Source organism: Pseudomonas sp. F8002 (assembly GCF_013385495.1).
GTDB lineage: Bacteria > Pseudomonadota > Gammaproteobacteria > Pseudomonadales > Pseudomonadaceae > Aquipseudomonas.
Map to the genome: position 1 here is coordinate 213,113 of NZ_JACAPW010000002.1, position 18,956 is coordinate 232,068.

At 62.5% G+C, this 18,956-nt stretch carries 11 protein-coding genes; 3 read left to right on the plus strand and 8 right to left on the minus strand.

Annotated features, from left to right (window positions below; genetic code table 11):
• Positions 1 to 136: 136 nt before the first annotated feature.
• Positions 137 to 2,134 (minus strand): alpha-1,4-glucan--maltose-1-phosphate maltosyltransferase, encoded by a 1,998-nt coding sequence (locus HX811_RS03345; protein ID WP_177044752.1) that lies wholly within the window; start codon positions 2,132 to 2,134, stop codon positions 137 to 139.
• A gap of 360 nt (positions 2,135 to 2,494) precedes the next feature.
• The gene (locus HX811_RS03350; protein ID WP_177044754.1) at positions 2,495 to 2,989 is read right to left on the minus strand and encodes an MgtC/SapB family protein; all 495 of its coding nucleotides are present in this window, start codon (positions 2,987 to 2,989) and stop codon (positions 2,495 to 2,497) included.
• A 120-nt stretch (positions 2,990 to 3,109) separates the two neighbouring features.
• Here HX811_RS03350 and HX811_RS03355 point away from each other — a divergent pair, with 120 nt between their 5' ends.
• The 3 genes from HX811_RS03355 to mapR all read left to right on the plus strand — a co-directional run bounded on the left by HX811_RS03355 (position 3,110) and on the right by mapR (position 6,529).
• Positions 3,110 to 3,349, plus strand: coding sequence for a DUF3203 family protein (locus tag HX811_RS03355; protein WP_003207514.1), 240 nt, complete (start codon positions 3,110 to 3,112; stop codon positions 3,347 to 3,349).
• Between the two features lie 184 nt (positions 3,350 to 3,533).
• Positions 3,534 to 4,949, plus strand: a complete 1,416-nt coding sequence (gene ccoG, locus HX811_RS03360; RefSeq protein WP_023658783.1) for a cytochrome c oxidase accessory protein CcoG — start codon at positions 3,534 to 3,536, stop codon at positions 4,947 to 4,949.
• A 170-nt stretch (positions 4,950 to 5,119) separates the two neighbouring features.
• Positions 5,120 to 6,529: a GntR family transcriptional regulator MpaR gene (gene mapR / locus HX811_RS03365; protein ID WP_003207510.1), complete on the plus strand. Its 1,410-nt coding sequence runs from the start codon at positions 5,120 to 5,122 to the stop codon at positions 6,527 to 6,529.
• A gap of 116 nt (positions 6,530 to 6,645) precedes the next feature.
• Here mapR and HX811_RS03370 read toward each other — a convergent pair whose 3' ends face one another.
• From HX811_RS03370 to HX811_RS03395, 6 genes are all read right to left on the minus strand, one after another.
• The gene (locus HX811_RS03370; RefSeq protein WP_177044756.1) at positions 6,646 to 7,392 is read right to left on the minus strand and encodes an SDR family oxidoreductase; all 747 of its coding nucleotides are present in this window, start codon (positions 7,390 to 7,392) and stop codon (positions 6,646 to 6,648) included.
• A 72-nt stretch (positions 7,393 to 7,464) separates the two neighbouring features.
• Complete coding sequence (locus HX811_RS03375) at positions 7,465 to 9,558, minus strand: bifunctional diguanylate cyclase/phosphodiesterase (RefSeq protein ID WP_177044758.1); 2,094 nt, start codon at positions 9,556 to 9,558, stop codon at positions 7,465 to 7,467.
• A gap of 274 nt (positions 9,559 to 9,832) precedes the next feature.
• The gene (locus HX811_RS03380; protein ID WP_177044761.1) at positions 9,833 to 11,311 is read right to left on the minus strand and encodes an efflux transporter outer membrane subunit; all 1,479 of its coding nucleotides are present in this window, start codon (positions 11,309 to 11,311) and stop codon (positions 9,833 to 9,835) included.
• Positions 11,308 to 14,415: an efflux RND transporter permease subunit gene (locus HX811_RS03385; protein ID WP_177044763.1), complete on the minus strand. Its 3,108-nt coding sequence runs from the start codon at positions 14,413 to 14,415 to the stop codon at positions 11,308 to 11,310. Before HX811_RS03385 ends, HX811_RS03380 begins: the two co-directional genes overlap by 4 nt.
• Entirely contained in the window at positions 14,412 to 17,513 is a 3,102-nt protein-coding gene (locus HX811_RS03390; RefSeq protein WP_177044765.1) for an MdtB/MuxB family multidrug efflux RND transporter permease subunit, read from the minus strand. Before HX811_RS03390 ends, HX811_RS03385 begins: the two co-directional genes overlap by 4 nt.
• Positions 17,510 to 18,820 carry an MdtA/MuxA family multidrug efflux RND transporter periplasmic adaptor subunit gene (locus tag HX811_RS03395; RefSeq protein ID WP_177044767.1) on the minus strand — a complete coding sequence of 437 codons (1,311 nt, stop codon included), beginning with the start codon at positions 18,818 to 18,820 and terminating at the stop codon, positions 17,510 to 17,512. The genes HX811_RS03390 and HX811_RS03395 overlap by 4 nt, the downstream gene beginning before the upstream one ends.
• Positions 18,821 to 18,956: the final 136 nt, after the last annotated feature.

The following is an 18,956-nucleotide window of genomic DNA, read 5'->3' on the forward strand; positions in this document are numbered from 1 at the left end:
CTGAAGGAACTCGGTAAATGTGGGAGCTGGCTTGCCTGCGATAGCGGTGGATCAGCCAGTATTATCTGCACTGACACACCGCTATCGCAGGCAAGCCAGCTCCCACATTTGATCTCCTTTGGATTGCAGATCAGCTTCAGGAAACGGTAATGCGCCAGATGCCGAATGGCTGATGCCACGGTTCGATGCGCATCCACTGGGTCTTGCCGTACCAGGTCCAGCGGTGGCCGGTCATCAGGTCTTCGCCCTGGGTCTGGGCATCGTCCGGCAAGCCCAGCTCCCACAGCGGCAACTCGAAATTGGCCTCCTGGGCGTTGAACGGGTCGAGACTCACGGCCACCATGATAAAGTTGCTGCCATCCTCGCTGCGTTTGCCGAAGTACAGGATGTTGTCGTTCCACGCGTTGTAGAGTTTGAGCCCCAGGTGCGTCTGCAAGGCCGGGTTCTGCCGGCGGATGCGGTTGAGCTGGGCGATCTCGGCAATGATGTTGCCCGGCGCCGTGAAGTCTCGCGGGCGGATCTCGTACTTCTCCGAGTCCAGGTACTCTTCCTTGCCCGGCACCGGTGCCGCTTCGCACAGTTCAAAACCCGAGTACATGCCCCACAGGCCTGAGCCCATGGTGGCCAACGCGGCGCGGATCAAGAAGCCGGCGCGGCCGGATTCATGCAGGAAGCCGGGGTTGATGTCCGGGGTGTTGACGAAGAAGTTCGGCCGGAAGCACTCGCGCCACGGCGACTCGTTCAGTTCGCTCAGGTACTCGCTCAACTCGGCCTTGGTGTTGCGCCAGGTGAAGTAGGTGTAGCTCTGGGAGTAACCAACCTTGCCCAGGCGCGCCATCATCGCCGGGGTGGTGAAGGCTTCGGCGAGGAAGATCACTTCGGGGTATTTAGAACGCACATCGCTGATCAGCCATTGCCAGAACGGCAGCGGCTTGGTGTGGGGGTTGTCGACGCGAAAGGTCTTCACGCCCTCTTCCACCCAACCGACCACGATGTCGCGCAACTCGACCCACAGGCTGGGAATCGCGTCGGCCGCATAGAAGTCGACGTTGACGATGTCCTGGTATTTCTTCGGCGGGTTCTCGGCGTATTTGATCGTGCCGTCGGGCCGCCAGTTGAACCAGCCCGGATGCTGTTTGAGCCACGGGTGGTCCTGGGAGCACTGGATGGCAAAATCCAGGGCGATTTCCAGACCATGGTCGGCGGCGGCCTTGACCAGGTTGCGGAAATCCTCACGGGTGCCCAACTGCGAATGGATCGCCTCGTGGCCGCCCTCTTCGCTGCCGATGGCATACGGGCTGCCCGGGTCGTCCGGCCCGGCGGTCAGGGAATTGTTCTTGCCCTTGCGGTGGCTGCGACCGATCGGATGGATCGGCGGGAAGTACAGCACGTCAAAGCCCATGTCGTGGATCATCGACAGCCGTGAGTGCACATCGTTGAATGTGCCATGGCGCGCGGGATCGTCGGTGATCGAGCGGGGAAACAACTCGTACCAGCTGGCAAATTGCGCAGCCTCGCGCTCTACATCAATCGGATACACCGGGCTGATGCTCAAATAGGCGCGGTGATCGGCCTGGGTCATCAGGTGTGCACTGTCTTCGTGCAGGAACAATGCGACCTGCTCGGTTTCCAGCAAACCGGAGAGTTCGTGGTGCAGCAACATCAAGCGGTCACGCAGCTCATTGTCACTGCGCTCGGCGGCTTGCAGGACCTGGCTGCGGCCTTCCTGCAACTCCAGGCTGACGGGCACCCCGGCCTCGTGTTTCTTGCTCAGTTCGTAGCGAAAGCTGGCAAACGTGTCGATCCAGGCTTCGATGCAATACTCATGCGGGCCCTGGGCGGTCACGGTGAATGCGCCCTCCCAGCCGTTGTTGCCGACATCGGTCATCACCACGCTGTGCCAGCTTTCTTCACTGCGCGGGCGCCAGCGGATCATCACCGCAAGCTTGTCGTGGCCATCAGCGAACACCTTGCTGGCAACCTGCACGCGCTGGCCAACCACAGCCTTGACCGCGAACTCGCCGCTATCGATCACCGGGGTCGTGCTTTCAATCGCGATCCTTGGCAGCAACAGTGCCTGGGACAGCGGTAATGTGGAGGTTGAATCGTCTTGAGTCAGTGTTTCAGCAGTCATCGAGCATCTCCCCTTAACGCCCAGTGGACGCTCTTGTGCTTGATTCAAATTCTGAAACGACGCCACTCTCCCTGAGCAGGGCCGTCTAGGTTCCGAGCATGCCGACGAGTGAAAAGTTCAGGCGGATATCCCGCCATCGGGCGGGGAATCAAATCCACCACGCGATTGTCCACCGATAGAGCAAAGCACAAAGGAGGCCACACCGATGAATATCCCTATTCCGGCTGAAACGCCTGATCCCAATATAGATAAGCCCACGTTACCGCCGACCGAACCCGACCCGGTTCCCGAGCAGGAACCGCCAGGCACACAGCCACCACCGGTGGAGGAACCACCGACGACGATGCCGCCGGTCATCGTCTAGTCCTTTTCCAGCAACCGCACAACCCTTGGCATCACACTGAACACCGCCAAGGCCAACAACGTGCTGAGTACCGCCGTGGATTCCCGCCCCATTCCCGCCGCCACCCCAATGGCGGCGGTCATCCACAAGCCGGCGGCGGTGGTCAGCCCTTTGACGTGCTGACCCTCCTCGTCTTCCTTGCCCTTTAGGATGGTGCCGGCGCCAAGAAAGCCGATACCCGCGATCACGCCCTGCAGCACACGGCTCATGGCGTCTGCCTGGGAGCCGGACATGCTCGGCACCAACACGAACAGCGCGGCGCCCAGGGCCACGAGCATGTGGGTGCGTACCCCAGCGGCCTTGCCTTTCTGTTCGCGCTCGTAACCCAGGATCCCGCCCAATATCGCGGCAATCAGCAGCCGAACGGTGATTTGCGTGAGTTGCCGGGCATCGCCGATATCGGCAAATTCCGCTTGCAGGGTTTGCCAGACTTCATGCCACCAGGCGTCCATGGACGTTTCCTTGTTGGGGGTCGATAGAACATGGACAGCATCGACCGTCAGTCAGTTGCGCAGAACCATTGCCTGCGCATCCCACCCTAATCAGTAATAGCCCACAAAAAGGAGATCGATATGCCCGTACGTATCGAAGGTCAGCAATGTTTCTTCACCGTCGATGTGGACGGCCACGAGAAACAACTGGAAGCCACCCATGTCACGGTCGAAACCGACAGCGAGAAATCCATGTCGTTCGTGAAGCTGAACGGTGACCGCACCTATATCACCGAAGCCGAAGCCGACGCATTGACCGTAGCGGGTGCCAAAGACGGCCGTAAGCACTTGAAAGCTACCGACGGTGATTCGGTGATTTGATTGACCTGGATCAGCCCCGCCTCAAAAGTGCTGCACCCCGCGCACCACCGGGTGCAGCACATTGTCGCAGGCATGCACGGGCGGCCCATCTGATCCGCTTTTTATCGCCATACCTGAGTCTGTTATGCAAACAGAGCGCCGGTCATAGTTCATCTGCCTGATGGAGGCTGATGAGCGAAAGACCATGAGCGATAGAATCCCCGTCCGAACCGTAGAAGTGTTTGAGCCTGCACATCCAAAGAAGATGAAGGCCAAATCCAGCGACAACCTGATTCACACCCGCAGTTTTACCGGCCTGTTCCGTACCTTGCGCGTGGCCGGCGCAGGCTTTCTGTTCCTGGCATTTTTCGGCACCGTGTGGCTGAACTGGGGCGGACGGCAGGCGGTGTTATGGGACCTGGCTGAAAGCAAATTCCACATCTTCGGTGCCACGTTCTGGCCCCAGGATTTCATCCTGCTGTCGGCGCTGTTGATCATCTGCGCGTTCGGCCTGTTCGCCATCACCGTATTCGCAGGGCGTGTGTGGTGTGGCTATACCTGCCCGCAAAGCTCGTTTACCTGGCTGTTCATGTGGTGCGAAAAGGTCACTGAAGGCGAGCGAAACCAACGCATCAAGCTGCAAGCTGCGCCCTGGAGCCTGGACAAGCTGGCGCGGCGCTCGGCCAAGCACACGCTGTGGCTGGGCATCAGCGTGCTGACCGGGCTGACATTTGTCGGCTACTTCACGCCGATCCGGCCGCTGGCCGAGGAGCTGCTGACCTGGCAAATGGGCGGCGTAAGCCTGTTCTGGGTGCTGTTCTTCACCGGCGCCACCTACATCAACGCCGGCTGGCTGCGGGAAGCGGTGTGCATGCACATGTGCCCGTATGCGCGGTTCCAGAGTGTGATGTTCGACAAGGACACCCTGACCATTTCCTACGACGTAGCCCGCGGCGAGAACCGTGGCCCGCGCAAACGAGACGTGCAACCGGCGGACGTCGGCCTGGGTGATTGCATCGACTGCCAGCTGTGCGTGCAGGTATGCCCCACCGGCATCGACATCCGTGACGGCCTGCAAATGGAATGCATCGGCTGCGCCGCGTGTATCGATGCCTGTGATTCGATCATGGATAAAATGGGCTATGCCCGCGGCCTGGTCAGCTACACCTCGGAGCATCAGTTGCAAGGTGGCAAGACCCATCTGCTCAGGCCACGCCTGATCGGCTACAGTGCCGTGCTGCTGGTGATGATCGGCGCGCTGGTGGTGGCGCTGGTGGAACGCCCGATGGTATCGCTGGACGTGACCAAGGACCGGGGGATGTTCCGCGAGAACAGTGACGGCTTGATCGAGAACATCTACAGCCTCAAGGTCATCAACAAGACCCAGCAGCGCCAGGATTACCGCCTGGAGCTGATGGACGGCGACGGCTTCCAGCTGCAAGGCAAGACCGAGATCAGCCTGGCACCCGGGGAGATTACCGATGTGCCGGTGTCGGTGGCGATGACCGCAGAGAAGCCCGCCAGCAGTTCGCAGACGATCCGCTTCAAGGTCTCGGACGTGGATGAGCCGTGGATTTACAGCGCGGCGGACAGCCGGTTTGTGGCGCCATTGAATCGCTGAGCCCAAGCTTTCAGCAACACTGGAGATTAAATGTGGGAGCGGGCTTGCTCGCGAAAACGGTGTGCCAGTCAATGGATACATCAACCGAAAGATTGCTTTCGCGAGCAAGCCCGCTCCCACCGTTTGATCTGTGTTCAATCAGCAAAATCTGTTCAAAGCACTGAGCCCCAATGAAACGCTACGAAAAATTCGCCGACGACATCGCAGAACTGATCCGCTCCGGCGTGCTCGGGCCCGGCCAGCGCGTGCCTTCGGTGCGTTATGCCAGCCAGACCTACGGTGTCAGCCCGTCCACGGTGTTCCAGGCGTACTACCTGCTGGAGCGACGCGGGCTGATCCGCGCCCGGCCGCGCTCCGGGTACTTCGTCAACACCCATGCGCCCAGCCCGTTTTCCGAGCCGGTGGTGAGTGCCCATGTGCACGAGTCCACCGAGGTGGACGTCAGCGAGTTGGTGTTCTCGGTGCTCGATTCCATCAAGGACCCGCAAACCGTGCCCTTCGGCTCGGCCTTCCCCAGCCCGACGCTGTTCCCGCTGCAACGCCTGGCCCGTTCCCTGGCCAGCGCCAGCCGGGAAATGGACCCGCGCATGGTGGTCACCGACATGTCGCCGGGCAACCCGCAACTGCGCCGGCAAATTGCCTTGCGCTACATGGTGGGCGGGCTGATGCTGCCCATGGAAGAACTGTTGATCACCAACGGCGCCCTTGAAGCACTGAACCTGTGCCTGCAAGCCGTGACCGAGCCGGGCGACCTGGTGGCCATCGAAGCACCGGCGTTCTACGCCAGCCTGCAAATCCTCGAGCGCCTGAAACTCAAGGCGGTGGAAATCCCCGTACACCCGCGCGATGGCATCGACCTCAAGGTGCTGGCGCAAAGCCTGGAGCGCTACCCGATCAAGGCCTGCTGGTGCATGACCAGTTTCCAGAACCCGATGGGCGCAACCATGCCCGAGGCCCGGAAACAGGAACTGGTGGAGTTACTGCGCAGCCACCAGGTGCCGCTGATCGAAGACGACGTGTACGCCGAGTTGTACTACGGTCAACAGGCGCCCAAACCGGCGAAGGCGTTCGACACCGAAGGCCTGGTGATGCATTGCGGCTCGTTCGCCAAGAGCCTGGCTCCGGGCTACCGCATCGGCTGGGTCGCCGCCGGACGTTATGCGCAGAAGATCGAGCGGCTGAAGTTGATGACGTCGCTGTGTGCCTCGATGCCCGCCCAGGCGGCGATTGCCGATTACCTGCAACACGGCGGGTACGACCGGCACCTGCGTAAATTGCGTTACGCGCTGGAAGAACAGCAAAGCGCCATGCTCGCCGCCATCGCGCGCTATTTCCCGGCGCAGACACGGGTCAGCCAGCCTGCCGGCGGCTACTTCCTGTGGCTGGAATTGCCGGAACAAACCGACTCGTTGAAGTTGTTCCAGATGGCGCTGGCCCAGGGCATCAGCATCGCACCGGGACCGATCTTCTCGCCGACACAGCGCTTCAGGAACTGCATTCGCTTGAACTACGGCAGCCCGTGGGATGAGTCGTGTGAGAAGGCGATGGAGACGCTGGGGAAGATCGTGCGGTCGTTTTGAAAGGCTGCATGAAAACAACTCACGTCATCGCGGGCAAGCCCGGATCCCACAATTGATCGCGTGTCGCTGTGGGAGCCGGGCTTGCCCGCGATGACGCCCGGACAGGCGCTATAACTTTATCGGCCGCCCGCCAGGTCAAGAAAGGTTCCCGTCGCATAGGACGCCTTGTCCGAGAGCAGCCAGATAATCCCTTCCGCAACTTCCTCTGCACGCCCGCCACGGGCCATGGGGATGCCCGGCTCAAGCTTGCTGACCCGATCCGGATCGCCGCTCAGGGCGTGGAAGTCGGTGAAAATAAACCCGGGACGCACGCCATTGACCCGGATCCCCTCGCCCGCCACTTCCTTGGAGAGCCCGAGAGTGAAGGTATCCAGCGCGCCCTTGGACGCGGCGTAATCCACATATTCCCCCGGCGAGCCCAACCGGGCGGCGGCCGATGAAACGTTGACGATGCTGCCGCCCTGCCCGCCATGCTTGGGCGACATGCGCAGCAGCGCATGCTTGGCGCACAGGATCGGCCCCAACACATTGGTCCTGAGGGTCTTCAGGATGCGGAACTCGGACATCTCATCGACCCGCGACTTGTGCCCGACGGTACCTGCGTTGTTGACCAGTGCCGTCACCCGGCCCAGTTCGGTATCGACCCGGTGGAACAGGCCAATCACTTCGTCTTCAATGCTGACATCAGCCCGCACGGCAATCGCCTGGGCGCCGAGGGCACGCACTTGCTCAAGTACGCGGTGGGCGGCGTCTTCATCGGCCTGGTAATTGATACAGATGCGATAGCCCTGGACGGCGGCCAGCAGCGCCGTGGCGGCGCCGATCCCACGACTGCCACCGGTGATGACGACGACTTTGTCCATGTGTAAGGTCTCCTGGTTCAACGTGAGCTGATGGATCCAATACTACCTGCGCCCTGCAGGTTTTGCATGGGCTCACATCACCGAATGCACACTCACCACCTGCTCGGCGCGCTGGATGTCGGCCATGAAACCCTCGGCCGGCAACGGATGCCCCAGCAGATACCCCTGAAGCGAATCGCAGCCCAGCCGGGTGAGGAAGCTCTGCTGTGAGTCGGTCTCTACACCCTCGGCCACAATGCGCAGGCCCAGGGCCTGACCGAGGGCGACGATGGCCGAGACGATAGCGGCGTCGTCGCTGTCGTGCTCCAGGTCACGCACGAAGCCCCGGTCGATCTTCAGCTCATTGGCCGGCAGGCGCTTGAGGTACATCAGGCTCGAATAGCCGGTACCGAAGTCGTCGATGGACAGGTCGACGCCCATGTCCGAAAGCTTCTGCAACACCGTCATGCTCGCGTCGGCATCGCTCATGGCGGTGGTTTCGGTGATTTCCAGGGTCAGGCTGTTGGCTGGCAAGCGGTGGCGTTCCAGGGCAGCGGCGACACTCTTGACCAGCCCGGCGTGGCAGAACTGCAACGCCGACAGGTTCACGGCAATGCGCCAGTCGTGATAGCCCTGGGCATACCACACCTGCATCTGGCGGCAGGCTTCGTTGAGTACCCATTCGCCGATGGGGATGATCAGCCCGGTCTTTTCCGCCAGCTCGATAAACTTGTCCGGCAACAACAGGCCTTGTTGCGGGTGCTCCCAGCGCAGCAGCGCCTCGGCACCGACCGGGCGGCCGCTGATGGCGTCGAACTTGGGCTGGTAATAAAGCCGGAACTGCTCGTGCTCCACGGCATTGCGCAAGTCCTGCAGCAGTTGCAGTTGCTTGCGCGCATTGGTGTTCATCGACACGTCGAAAAAGCTGTAGCCGTTCTTGCCCATGCCCTTGGCGTGATACATCGCCGCGTCTGCGTTCATCAGCAGTTCCTGGGGCGTGGCGCCATTGCCGGGGAACAGTGCGATGCCGATGCTGGCGGAGATTTTCAGCTCATGCTCGGCGACGTGGAAGGCCTGGTTGATCATGCCCACCTGGCGCTCGGCCAGGCGCAACGCATCGTCGGGCTGGCCCAATTGCACCAGCAATACAAACTCGTCACCGCCGATGCGGGCCAGGGTGTCCTGGCTGCGCAAGTCTTCGCGCAGGCGCAGGCCGACTTGCTGCAACAGCTGGTCGCCCATGTGGTGACCAAAAGCGTCATTCACCGGCTTGAAGCCGTCCAGGTCGATAAACATCAGCGCGAAGCAGCCGCCCTCTTCGTTCACCCGCTGTATCGCCTGCTGGATCCGGTCGGCGAGCAGGGTGCGATTGGGCAAGCCGGTGAGCATGTCGTGCAGGGCCAGGTGGGTGAGTTCCTGGTTGGCCTGGGTCAGGGAGTCGGCCAACACCGCGGTGCGGGCTTCCAGGCGGGCATCGGCCAGGGAGGTCAGCAGCGCGATGATCAACACTGCCAGGGTGGTGACCAGCACCAGGTTATCCAGGCCCTTGCCACTCAAGCCGTCCAGGGCCGCGCCGCAGAAGCTGCCATCGGCGAAACGCGCGGCGGCCATGCCGGTGTAGTGCATGCCGACAATCGCCACGCCCATCACCATCGCCGCCCCGCCTCGGGCCAACCGCACATACGGCGTGTTGCGCCGCAGGTTGAAGGCAATCCACAACGCCGCCGCCGACGCACCCACGGCAATCAGCAACGAGGCGGTGAACAGCGTGGGGTCGTAGTCGATGCCGGGGGTCATGCGCATGGCGGCCATGCCGGTGTAGTGCATGGCGCTGATGCCGGCGCCCATGACCAATGCGCCAAATCCCAGTTGCCACGCCGGCAAACGCGGCTGGCTCACCAGCCACAAGGCAAACCCGCTGGACAGGATCGCGATCAACAACGACAGCGCCGTGATGCCGACGTCATAGCCGAGGCTGATGGGCAGGCGGAAGGCGAGCATGCCGATAAAGTGCATCGACCAGATCCCCACGCCCATCGCCAGCGCGCCGCCGCCCATCCACAGGTACACCGCGCGGCCCCTGGCAGTGGCGATGCGGCCGGTCAGGTCCAACGCCGTATAGGATGCGAGGATCGCGACGAACAGGGAAATCAGGACCAGGGCGGGGGAATAACTACCGGTGAGCATGGGACTTCTCGTGACCTATGGGCCGAACGGCATCCGTGCCGGGCTGAAAAGTCAGGGATTGTAGCGAGAATAAATCTTGTACACCTGAAATATTGTCGTATAGCCATCATTCAAAATTTGACGCCAATCTGCTGGCTCAAAAACACCGCAGAACCCTTGTGGGAGCGGGCTTGCTCGCGAAAGCGGCGGGTCAGTTCATACACAGTTGACTGCCCCACCGTTTTCGCGAGCAAGCCCGCTCCCACACAAGCCCGTACACCAGCCAGAGCGGGGTTTACTTCTTGTCGCTCAGCTGCATTTGGCCATCCCAACCACCGCCCAGTGCAGCGATCAATTGCACACTGGCAACCAGCCGGGTTTGCAGCAGGGTCAGCACCGTACGCTCGTTGCTCAGGGCGGTGGCTTGCACGGTGACCACATCGAGATAGGCGATCAACCCGGCCTTGTACTGGTTCTGGGTCAGGCGCAGGGATTCCCGGGCCGCTTCGAGGGCCTCGTTACTCACGACCGCCTCGTCTTCCAGGACCTTGAGCTGGACCATGTAGTTTTCCACCTCGCGGAAACCGTCGAGTACGGTCTGGCGGTACTTGGCCACGGTTTCATCGTAGGACGCCTCGGCGCGGTCAACTTCGGCCGAACGCTGGCCCCCGTCGAACAGGGTCATGGCGAGTTTCGGCCCCACCGACCAGAAGCGGTTCGGCAGGCTGATCCAGTCGGCGTAGGTGCTGCTGGAGTAGCCGCCGGCCAGGCTCAGGGTCAGGTCCGGGTAGTAGGCGGTCTTGGCCACGCCGATGTTGGCGTTGGCCGCGATCACCGAGCGCTCCGCCTGAGCGATATCCGGGCGGCGCTCCAGCAGTTGCGACGGCAGGCTCACCGGAATCTGCGGCAGCGCCGGAATGTCCGTGCTCACCGCCAGGTTGAAGTTGGCCGGCGGCACACCGATCAGCACGGCAATTGCGTTTTCCAGCTGCGCCCGCTGCCAGATCAGGTCGATCATGCTGGCCTGGGTGCTTTTCAGCTGGGTCTGGGCCTGGGCGATGGCGTCCTTGCCCGAGACACCGGCGCGGTATTGGTTCTGGGTCATCTGCAGGGAGCGCTGGTAGGTGTCCACCGTGGCTTGCAGCAAACGGGTCTGTTCGTCCATGACCCGCAGTTGCAGGTAATCCTGCACCAGTTCCGATTGCTGGCTCAGGCGCATCGCCGCGAGATCCGCCGCGCTGGCTTCGGCGCTGGCTTCATTGGCTTCCAGGCCCCGGCGCAGTTTGCCCCAGATATCGGCTTCCCAGCTCACGCCCAACTGGGTGTTGAGGGTGTCGCGAATACCGCTGCTGGAGCTGCTGAGGCTGGCGTTACTGCTGCCGGTACCCTGGCTGGCCCGGCTTTTCGAGGCACTCAGGTCAACCGTGGGGAAGAACGCCCCACGGGCACTGCGCACCTGCGAGGCGGCCTGGCGATAACGCGCCTCGGCCTGGGCCACGGTCTGGTTGGAGCTGTTGAGTTTTTCTACCAGCTCATTCAGTTGTTTGTCGCCGTACAGCTCCCACCAGGCGCCCCGGGCCAGCGAGTCGCTGGGCGCGGCCTGGCGCCAGCCCTGGGCCTCTTTGTACTGGGCAGGCTCGGTCAATTCGGGGCGTTTGTAGTCCGGGCCGACGGCGCAGGCGCTGAGCATCACGCCGCACAGGGCCAGGCTCAGCAGCTTTGAGCCGCGAGTCATCGCCAGACGTTGCACGGTGGGAAACGTTGAATCGGTCATAGCGCAGTGTCCAGGGCAGCATCGGTACGCACTCCGCGCCAACCGTTGAAACGGTGGCGCAGGCGGTCGAGATAAAGGTAAACCACAGGCGTGGTGTAGAGGGTCAGGATCTGGCTGAACACCAGCCCGCCGATAATCGTCAGGCCCAGAGGCTGGCGCATTTCCGCGCCTTCGGCCGTGCTGAGCAGCAGCGGCACGGCGCCAAGAATCGCCGCCAGCGTGGTCATCAGGATCGGACGCAGCCGCACCAGGCAGGCGGCGCGGATCGATTCCAGCGGGCTCATGTCGTCCTTGCGTTCCAGTTGCAGCGCAAGGTCGATCATCAGGATCGCGTTTTTCTTCACCACCCCGATCAGCAGGAACAGCCCCAGCAGCGAGATCAGGCTGAACTCGCCCCCCAGCAGGTAAATCGAAAGCAAGGCGCCCACCCCCGCCGACGGCAAGGTCGACAGAATGGTCAGCGGGTGGATATAGCTCTCATACAGAATCCCCAATACCAGGTACACCGCCACCAATGCACCGAGGATCATGAACGGCTGTCCTTTCTGGGTGGCGGCGAAGGCGTCGGCCGTACCGGCCATCTTCGCGATCACCTCTTCCGGCAGGCCGACCTTGGCAATCGCCCGCTCAATGGCAGCCGTGCCCTGCTCCACCGTGACGCCGGGCGACATATCAAACGCAATGTTTTCCGAGGCGAACTGGCCTTCATGGCTGACCCGGTCGTCCGCCAGGCTGTTCTCATAGTGAGCGATGGCCGACAGCGGCACGCGCGCACCGGTGGACGTGATCACCTGCATCTGATTGAGGGTGATCGGGTCCTGGGCGTACTTCGGATTGACCTCCATCACCACCTGGTACTGGTTGAGGCTGTCGTAGATGGTGGAAATCTGCCGCTGGCTGTAGGCGTTGTTGAGCACGGCAGTGACCATGTCCATGTCAATGCCCAGGCGCTTGGCCTGGTCGCGGTCGACAATCAACGTCACCTGGGCCGCCCCACGTCCTTCACGGGCATCGATGGCGGTCAACTCCGGCAGCTCACGCAACGCGGCAACCACTTTCGGGTACCACAGGCGCAAGGCCGCCAGGTCGCCGCTTTGCAGGATGTAGGAATACTGCGAGGTGGTCTGGTCGCGGCCGCCACCGAATTGCAGGTCCTGGTCAGCCATCAGCATCAGGCGCCCGCCGGGCACCAGTGGCACATTCTTGCGCATGCGCTCGATCACCGCCTGGGCAGAAATCTTGCGTTCGCTGATGGGCTTGAGCCGCACCAGCATCACCGCGTTGTTGGTGCCGCTGTTGCCGCCAATAAAGCCTGCCACGCTCAACACCGCGGGGTCCTGCAGGACGGCCTTGCGGAAAATTTCCATCTTCGGCTGCATCACACTGAATGACAGCCCGTCGTCGCCACGCACAAAGCCGATCAGTTGCCCGGTGTCCTGCTGGGGCATGAAGGTTTTCGGCACCACCACATACAGCGCGACGTTGACCCCGATGGTCACCAACAGGCTGAGCAGTGTCAGGCGCTTGTGGCGCAGCACCCAGTCCAGGCTGCGGGCGTAGCCTGCCACCATGCGGTCGTTTATCTTCTGGCTCCAGCGCTGCAAGCCTGTCTCCTGGCCTTTGACATGGGGCTTGAGCCAGCGGGCGCAGAGCATCGGGGTCAGGGTCAGCGACACCACCAGCGAGACGATGATCGCCGCTGCCAGGGTGATGGAAAACTCGCGGAACAGGCTGGTAACGATACCGCCCATGAACAGGATCGAGAGGAACACCGCCACCAGCGAGACGTTCATTGACAGCAAGGTGAAGCCGACTTCCTGGGCCCCCAGGTAAGCCGCCTTCATCGGCGGCACACCCTCGTCGATGTGCCGGGAAATGTTCTCCAGCACCACGATGGCATCGTCCACCACCAGGCCGGTGGCGAGGATCAGCGCCATCAGCGACAGGTTGTTCAGGGAAAAGCCGAACAGGTACATCACTGCAAACGTGCCCACCAGCGACACCGGCACCGCCAGGGTGGGAATCAGCGAGGCGCGGAAGTTGCCGAGGAACAGGTACACCACCAGGATCACCAGGGCCACGGCAATCAGCAGGGTCATCTCGGCTTCGTGCAAGGTGGCGGTGATCACCGGCGAACGGTCCATGGCCAGGTTCAGCTTGACGCTGGACGGCAACACCGCCTGCAAGGCCGGCAGTTGTGCCTTGATCTGCTTCACCGTCTCGATGATGTTGGCGCCGGACTGGCGGTTGATCACCAGCAGCACCGCCGAGTCATTGTTGAAGAAGCCGCTGTTGTAGCGGTCCTCGACGCCGTCGCTGATCTTCGCCACATCCCCCAGGCGCAAGGCCGCGCCATTCTGGTAGCGGATCAGCAGCGGTTCATAGTCCTTGGCCTTTTCCAGCTGGTCGTTGGCCTGGATCTGCCAGTTGCGCTGGCTGTCCTCCAGCGAACCCTTGGGCCGGCGCACGTTGGCATTGGCGATGGTATTCCGCACATCGTCCAGGGCCACGCCGTACTGGTCGAGGGCCTTGGGTTCCAGTTCGATACGCACGGCGGGCAAGGAGCTGCCGCCGATCTGCACTTCACCCACGCCCGGCACCTGGGACAGGCTCTGGGACAGGATGGTCGAGGCCAGGTCGTACAGCTGGCCCTTGGGCAACACGTCCGAGGTCAGGGACAGCACCATGATGGGCGCCTGGGACGGGTTGATCTTCTTGTAGGTGGGCATGCTGCGCATGCCACTGGGCAGCAGGTTACGCGAGGCGTTGATCGCCGCTTGCACTTCCCGCGCCGCGCCGTTGATGTCGCGATTGGAGTCGAACGCCAGGATCACCCGGGTCGAACCCTGGCTCGACGAACTGCTCATGGTGGTAATGCCGGCAATCGCGCCGAAGGAACGCTCCAGCGGCGTGGCCACCGTAGACGCCATCACCTCGGGGCTGGCCCCCGGCAAGCTGGCCGACACCACGATCACCGGGAAATCGATCTGCGGCAATGGCGACACCGGCAACAGGTTGAAGCTGACGCCGCCCAGCAGCATGATCGCCAGGCTCAGCAGCATGGTGGCTACCGGCCGGCGAATGAAAGGTCCGGACAGGTTCATGACTCAACCGGCTCCAGGCGCACCGGCTCTTTGCGCCAGCGACGGCCGAGGCGGTCGAAATACAGGTAGATCACCGGGGTGGTAAACAGGGTCAACACCTGGCTCACCAGCAACCCGCCCACCATCACCAAGCCAAGCGGCTGGCGCAACTCGGCGCCGGAGCCGGTGGCGAGCATCAACGGCACGGCACCGAACAGCGCCGCCAGGGTGGTCATCAGGATCGGCCGGAAGCGCAACAGCGCCGCCTGGTAGATCGCGGTTTGCGGGTCCAGGCCCTGGTTGCGCTCAGCGTCGAGGGCAAAGTCGATCATCATGATCGCGTTCTTCTTCACGATGCCGATCAGCAGGATGATGCCGATGATCGCGATCATCCCCAGGTCGTTGCCACTGAGCAGCAAGGCCAGCAAGGCGCCTACCGCTGCCGACGGCAAGGTCGAGAGAATGGTGATCGGGTGGATGTAGCTCTCATAGAGCACACCCAGCACGATGTACATGGTCACCACCGCCGCCAGGATCAGCAGCAAGGTGCTCGACAGCGAAGCCTCGAATGCCTGGGCCGCGCCCTGGAACTGGGTCTGCACGCCCACCGGCATGCCGATGTCTTTCTGGGCCTGGTTGATCAGTTCGACGCCCTTGCCCAGCGCCACGCCGGGGGCCAGGTTGAACGACATCATCACCGCCGGGAACTGACCGATATGCGCGATCGCCAACTGGGCCTGGCGCTGTTCCACATGGGCCAGGCTCGACAGCCGCACCTGGCCGCCGTCGGTGGTTTTCACATGGATCTGGTTCAGGGCGTCCGGGCCGAGGGTTTCACCGGACTGGGCCTGCAATACCACGCGGTACTGGCTGGCCTGGGTGTAGATGGTGGATATCTGCCGCTGGCCGAACGCGTCGTACAGCGCGTCGGTGATGGTCGACACCGACACACCAAGGCGCGATGCGGCGTCACGGTCGATCACCAGGTACACCTGCAAGCCCTTGTCCTGCAGGTCGCTGGCGACGTCGGAGAGTTCCGGCAACTGGCCGAGGGCGTGTACCAGCTTTTCACTCCACAAGGCCAGCAGCTCGGCGTCCGGCGAGGACATGCTGAACTGGTACTGGGTACGGCTGACGCGGTCTTCGATGGTCAGGTCCTGCACCGGCTGCATGAACAGGCGAATCCCCACCAGCTTGTCCAACTGCGGCTGCAGGCGCGTGATGATCTGCGCCGCGCTCAGGTCCCGTTCGCCGTGGGGCTTGAGGTTGATCAGCAGGCGACCACTGTTGAGGGTGGCGTTATCACCGTCTACCCCGATATAGGACGACAGGCTCTCCACCGCCGGGTCTTCGAGGATGATCTTCGCCAGTTCCTGCTGGCGCTGGCTCATCGCCGCAAAGGAAATCGACTGTGGCGCTTCGGAAATGCCCTGGATCACACCGGTGTCCTGCACCGGGAAGAAGCCCTTGGGCACCACCATGTACAACACCACGGTCAGGCCCAGGGTGGCGATGGCCACCAGCAGGGTCAGCGGCTGATGCTTGAGCACCCACTGCAACTTGCGCCCGTAGGCCTCGATCAGCCAGTCGATCCAGGCGCCGCTGGCCTTGTAGAAACGGCCCTGCTCTTCCTCTTTCGGCTCACGCTTGAGCAACCGCGCGCACATCATCGGCGTCAGGGTCAGGGACACCACCAGGGAAATCAGGATCGCCACCGCCAGGGTGATCGCGAATTCACGGAACAAGCGCCCCACCACGTCCGCCATGAACAGCAGCGGGATCAATACCGCGATCAGCGACAGGGTCAGGGAAATCAGGGTGAAGCCGATCTGCTTGGCGCCCTTGAGCGCCGCATTGAGCGGTGTATCGCCTTCCTCGATGTAGCGGGAAATGTTCTCCAGCATCACGATGGCGTCGTCCACCACAAAACCGGTGGCGATGGTCAGCGCCATCAGCGTCAGGTTGTTGATGGAGAAACCGGCGAGGTACATCACGCCGAAGGTGCCCACCAGGGACAGCGGCACGGCGATGGACGGAATGATGGTCGCGCTGAAGCGGCGCAGGAACAGGAACGTCACCATCACCACCAGGGCAATGGCGATCAGCAATTCGTGTTGTACATCCTTGACCGAGGCCCGGATGGTCTGGGTACGGTCGGTAAGCACCGTCACGTCCAGGCCCGCCGGCAGGTTGTCGGTGATGCTTGGCAACAGCGCCTTGATGCGGTCCACCACCTCGATGACGTTGGCCCCGGGCTGGCGCTGGATGTTCAGCAGGACCGCCTGGTTTTCGTTGGCCCAGGCCGCGAGGCGTTCGTTCTCGGCGCCGTCGACGATCTGCGCCACATCCTTGAGCCGCAACGGCGCGCCGTTGTTGTAGGCGAGGATCAGTTCGGCGTATTCCTTGGGCGAGACCAACTGGTCGTTGGCGTCGAGCATCGACACCCGCGTGGGGCCGTCAAAGTTACCCTTGGGCTGGTTGACGTTGGAGGCGGCGATCAGGGTGCGCACATCCGACAGGTTCAGGCCGTTGGCCGCCAGGGCCTCGGGGTTGACCTTGATCCGCACCGCCTGGCGCTGGCCGCCGGCGATGCTGACCATGCCGACGCCGCTGATCTGCGCGATCTTCTGCGCCATGCGCGTGTCGACCAGGTCATTGAGCTTGGGCAGCAACATGGTCTTGGAGGTGATGGCCAGGGTCAGCACCGGGGTATCCGCCGGGTTGACCTTGTTGTACACCGGCGGCGCCGGCAGGTCCTTGGGCAGCAGGTTGGTGGCGGCGTTGATCGCGGCCTGCACCTGTTGCTCGGCGACATCCATGTTGATGTCGAGGTTGAAACGCAGGGTCAGCACCGAGGCGCCGCCGGAGCTGGTGGAGGCCATCTGGGTCAGGCCAGGCATCTGCCCGAACTGACGCTCAAGGGGCGCCGTGACCGCGCTGGTCATTACGTCCGGACTGGCGCCGGGGTACAGGGTCATCACCCGGATGGTCGGGTAATCCACCTGGGGCAAGGCCGAGACCGGCAGCAGGCGATAAGCGATCACGCCGGCCAGGACAATGGCCAGCATGCTCAGGGTAGTGGCTACCGGGCGAAGGATGAACAGCCGCGAGAGGTTCATGCGCCGCCCTTTTGCGCCTTGGCGGCGTCAGCCGGGCCTTGTTGCGTCTTGGCTGCCGGCTGGCCCTGGAGGTGTTCGGTCGGCGTGGTCGGCACTTCAGTGCTGTCGTTGACCACTTCAATGTCACTGCCGTCCTTCAGGCGGTCGGTGCCTTCCAGCACCACGCGGTCGCCGGCGGCCAGGCCTTGCTTGATCACGGTGTTGTCGCCGTCGGAATCACCGATCACCAGCGGACGCACCTTGACCTTCTTGTCGCCATCGAGCACGTAGACGAAGGTGCCGGTATTGCCGAACTGAATCGCCGCCGACGGCGCCAGCACCACGTTGTGCAGGGTGTCGGCCAGCAGGTGCACGTTCACGAACTGGTTCGGGAACAGCGCCTGGTCCTTGTTATCGAACCGCGCCTTGAATTTCAGGGTGCCGGTGGTGACGTCGATCTGGTTATCGAGGCTTTGCAGCACGCCCGTGGCTTTCACCGCGACATCGCCACGGTCCCAGGCTTCCACCGGCAGCTTGTTGCCGGCGTGATAACGCGCCAGCACGGTTTCCAGGGTGTTTTCCGGCAACGTGAAGACCACGCTGATGGGTTGGGTCTGGGTGATCACCGCCAGGAAGGTGGTGTCATTGGCGGCGACGAGGTTGCCCACGTCCACCTGACGCAGGCCGACACGCCCGGTAATCGGTGCGCGGATCTTGGTGAATTCGAGGTTGAGCTTGGCGTCATCCACTGCGCCCTGGTTGGTCTTGACCGTGCCCTGGTACTGCAACACCAGCGCTTCGGCGGTATCCAGGGTCTGCTTGGCGATACTGTCCTGGGCATACAGGTCGCGATAACGCTGCACGTCGACCTGGGCGTTTTTCAGCTGGGCCTGGTTCTGCAGCAACGTGCCCTGGGCCTGGAGCAAGGCATTCTGGTAACTGCGCGGGTCGATTTCCGCCAGCAGGTCACCGGCCTTGACCATCTGCCCTTCTTCAAAGGCGACCTTGACCAGCTCTCCGCCAACCCGGCTGCGCACATTGATGGTGTTGAGTGCCGTCACCGTACCCAGCGCCTTGTAGTACACCGGGAACTCGCCCAGCACCGCCGGCGCCACACGCACCGGCACCGGGCCAGTAGAACCCCCAAAGCCCGGGCGCATCATCCCCGACTTGCCGGCATGCCCGGCGGGCTTCTTCTCGGCGCTGTCCTTGTGGCTGGTGCCAGGCCAGAACTTCCAGCACAGGCCGGCAATGACCAGCAGCACGAGGAGGCCGAACAGCCAGCGGCGGGAGTGACGAGGGGTGGATTGCATGGAGTGATCAACCATTGGGTGCGAGAGCTTCTTCTTCGGGAGGCTGAAAGATAAGCACTGGGGCGCGTTAAGAAAAGCGCCTTTACCGGCTATTTACCTTGGATTACAACTTTTAACTTCTGTGCTTAGTCCATTCGCTATCTGGCTAAGC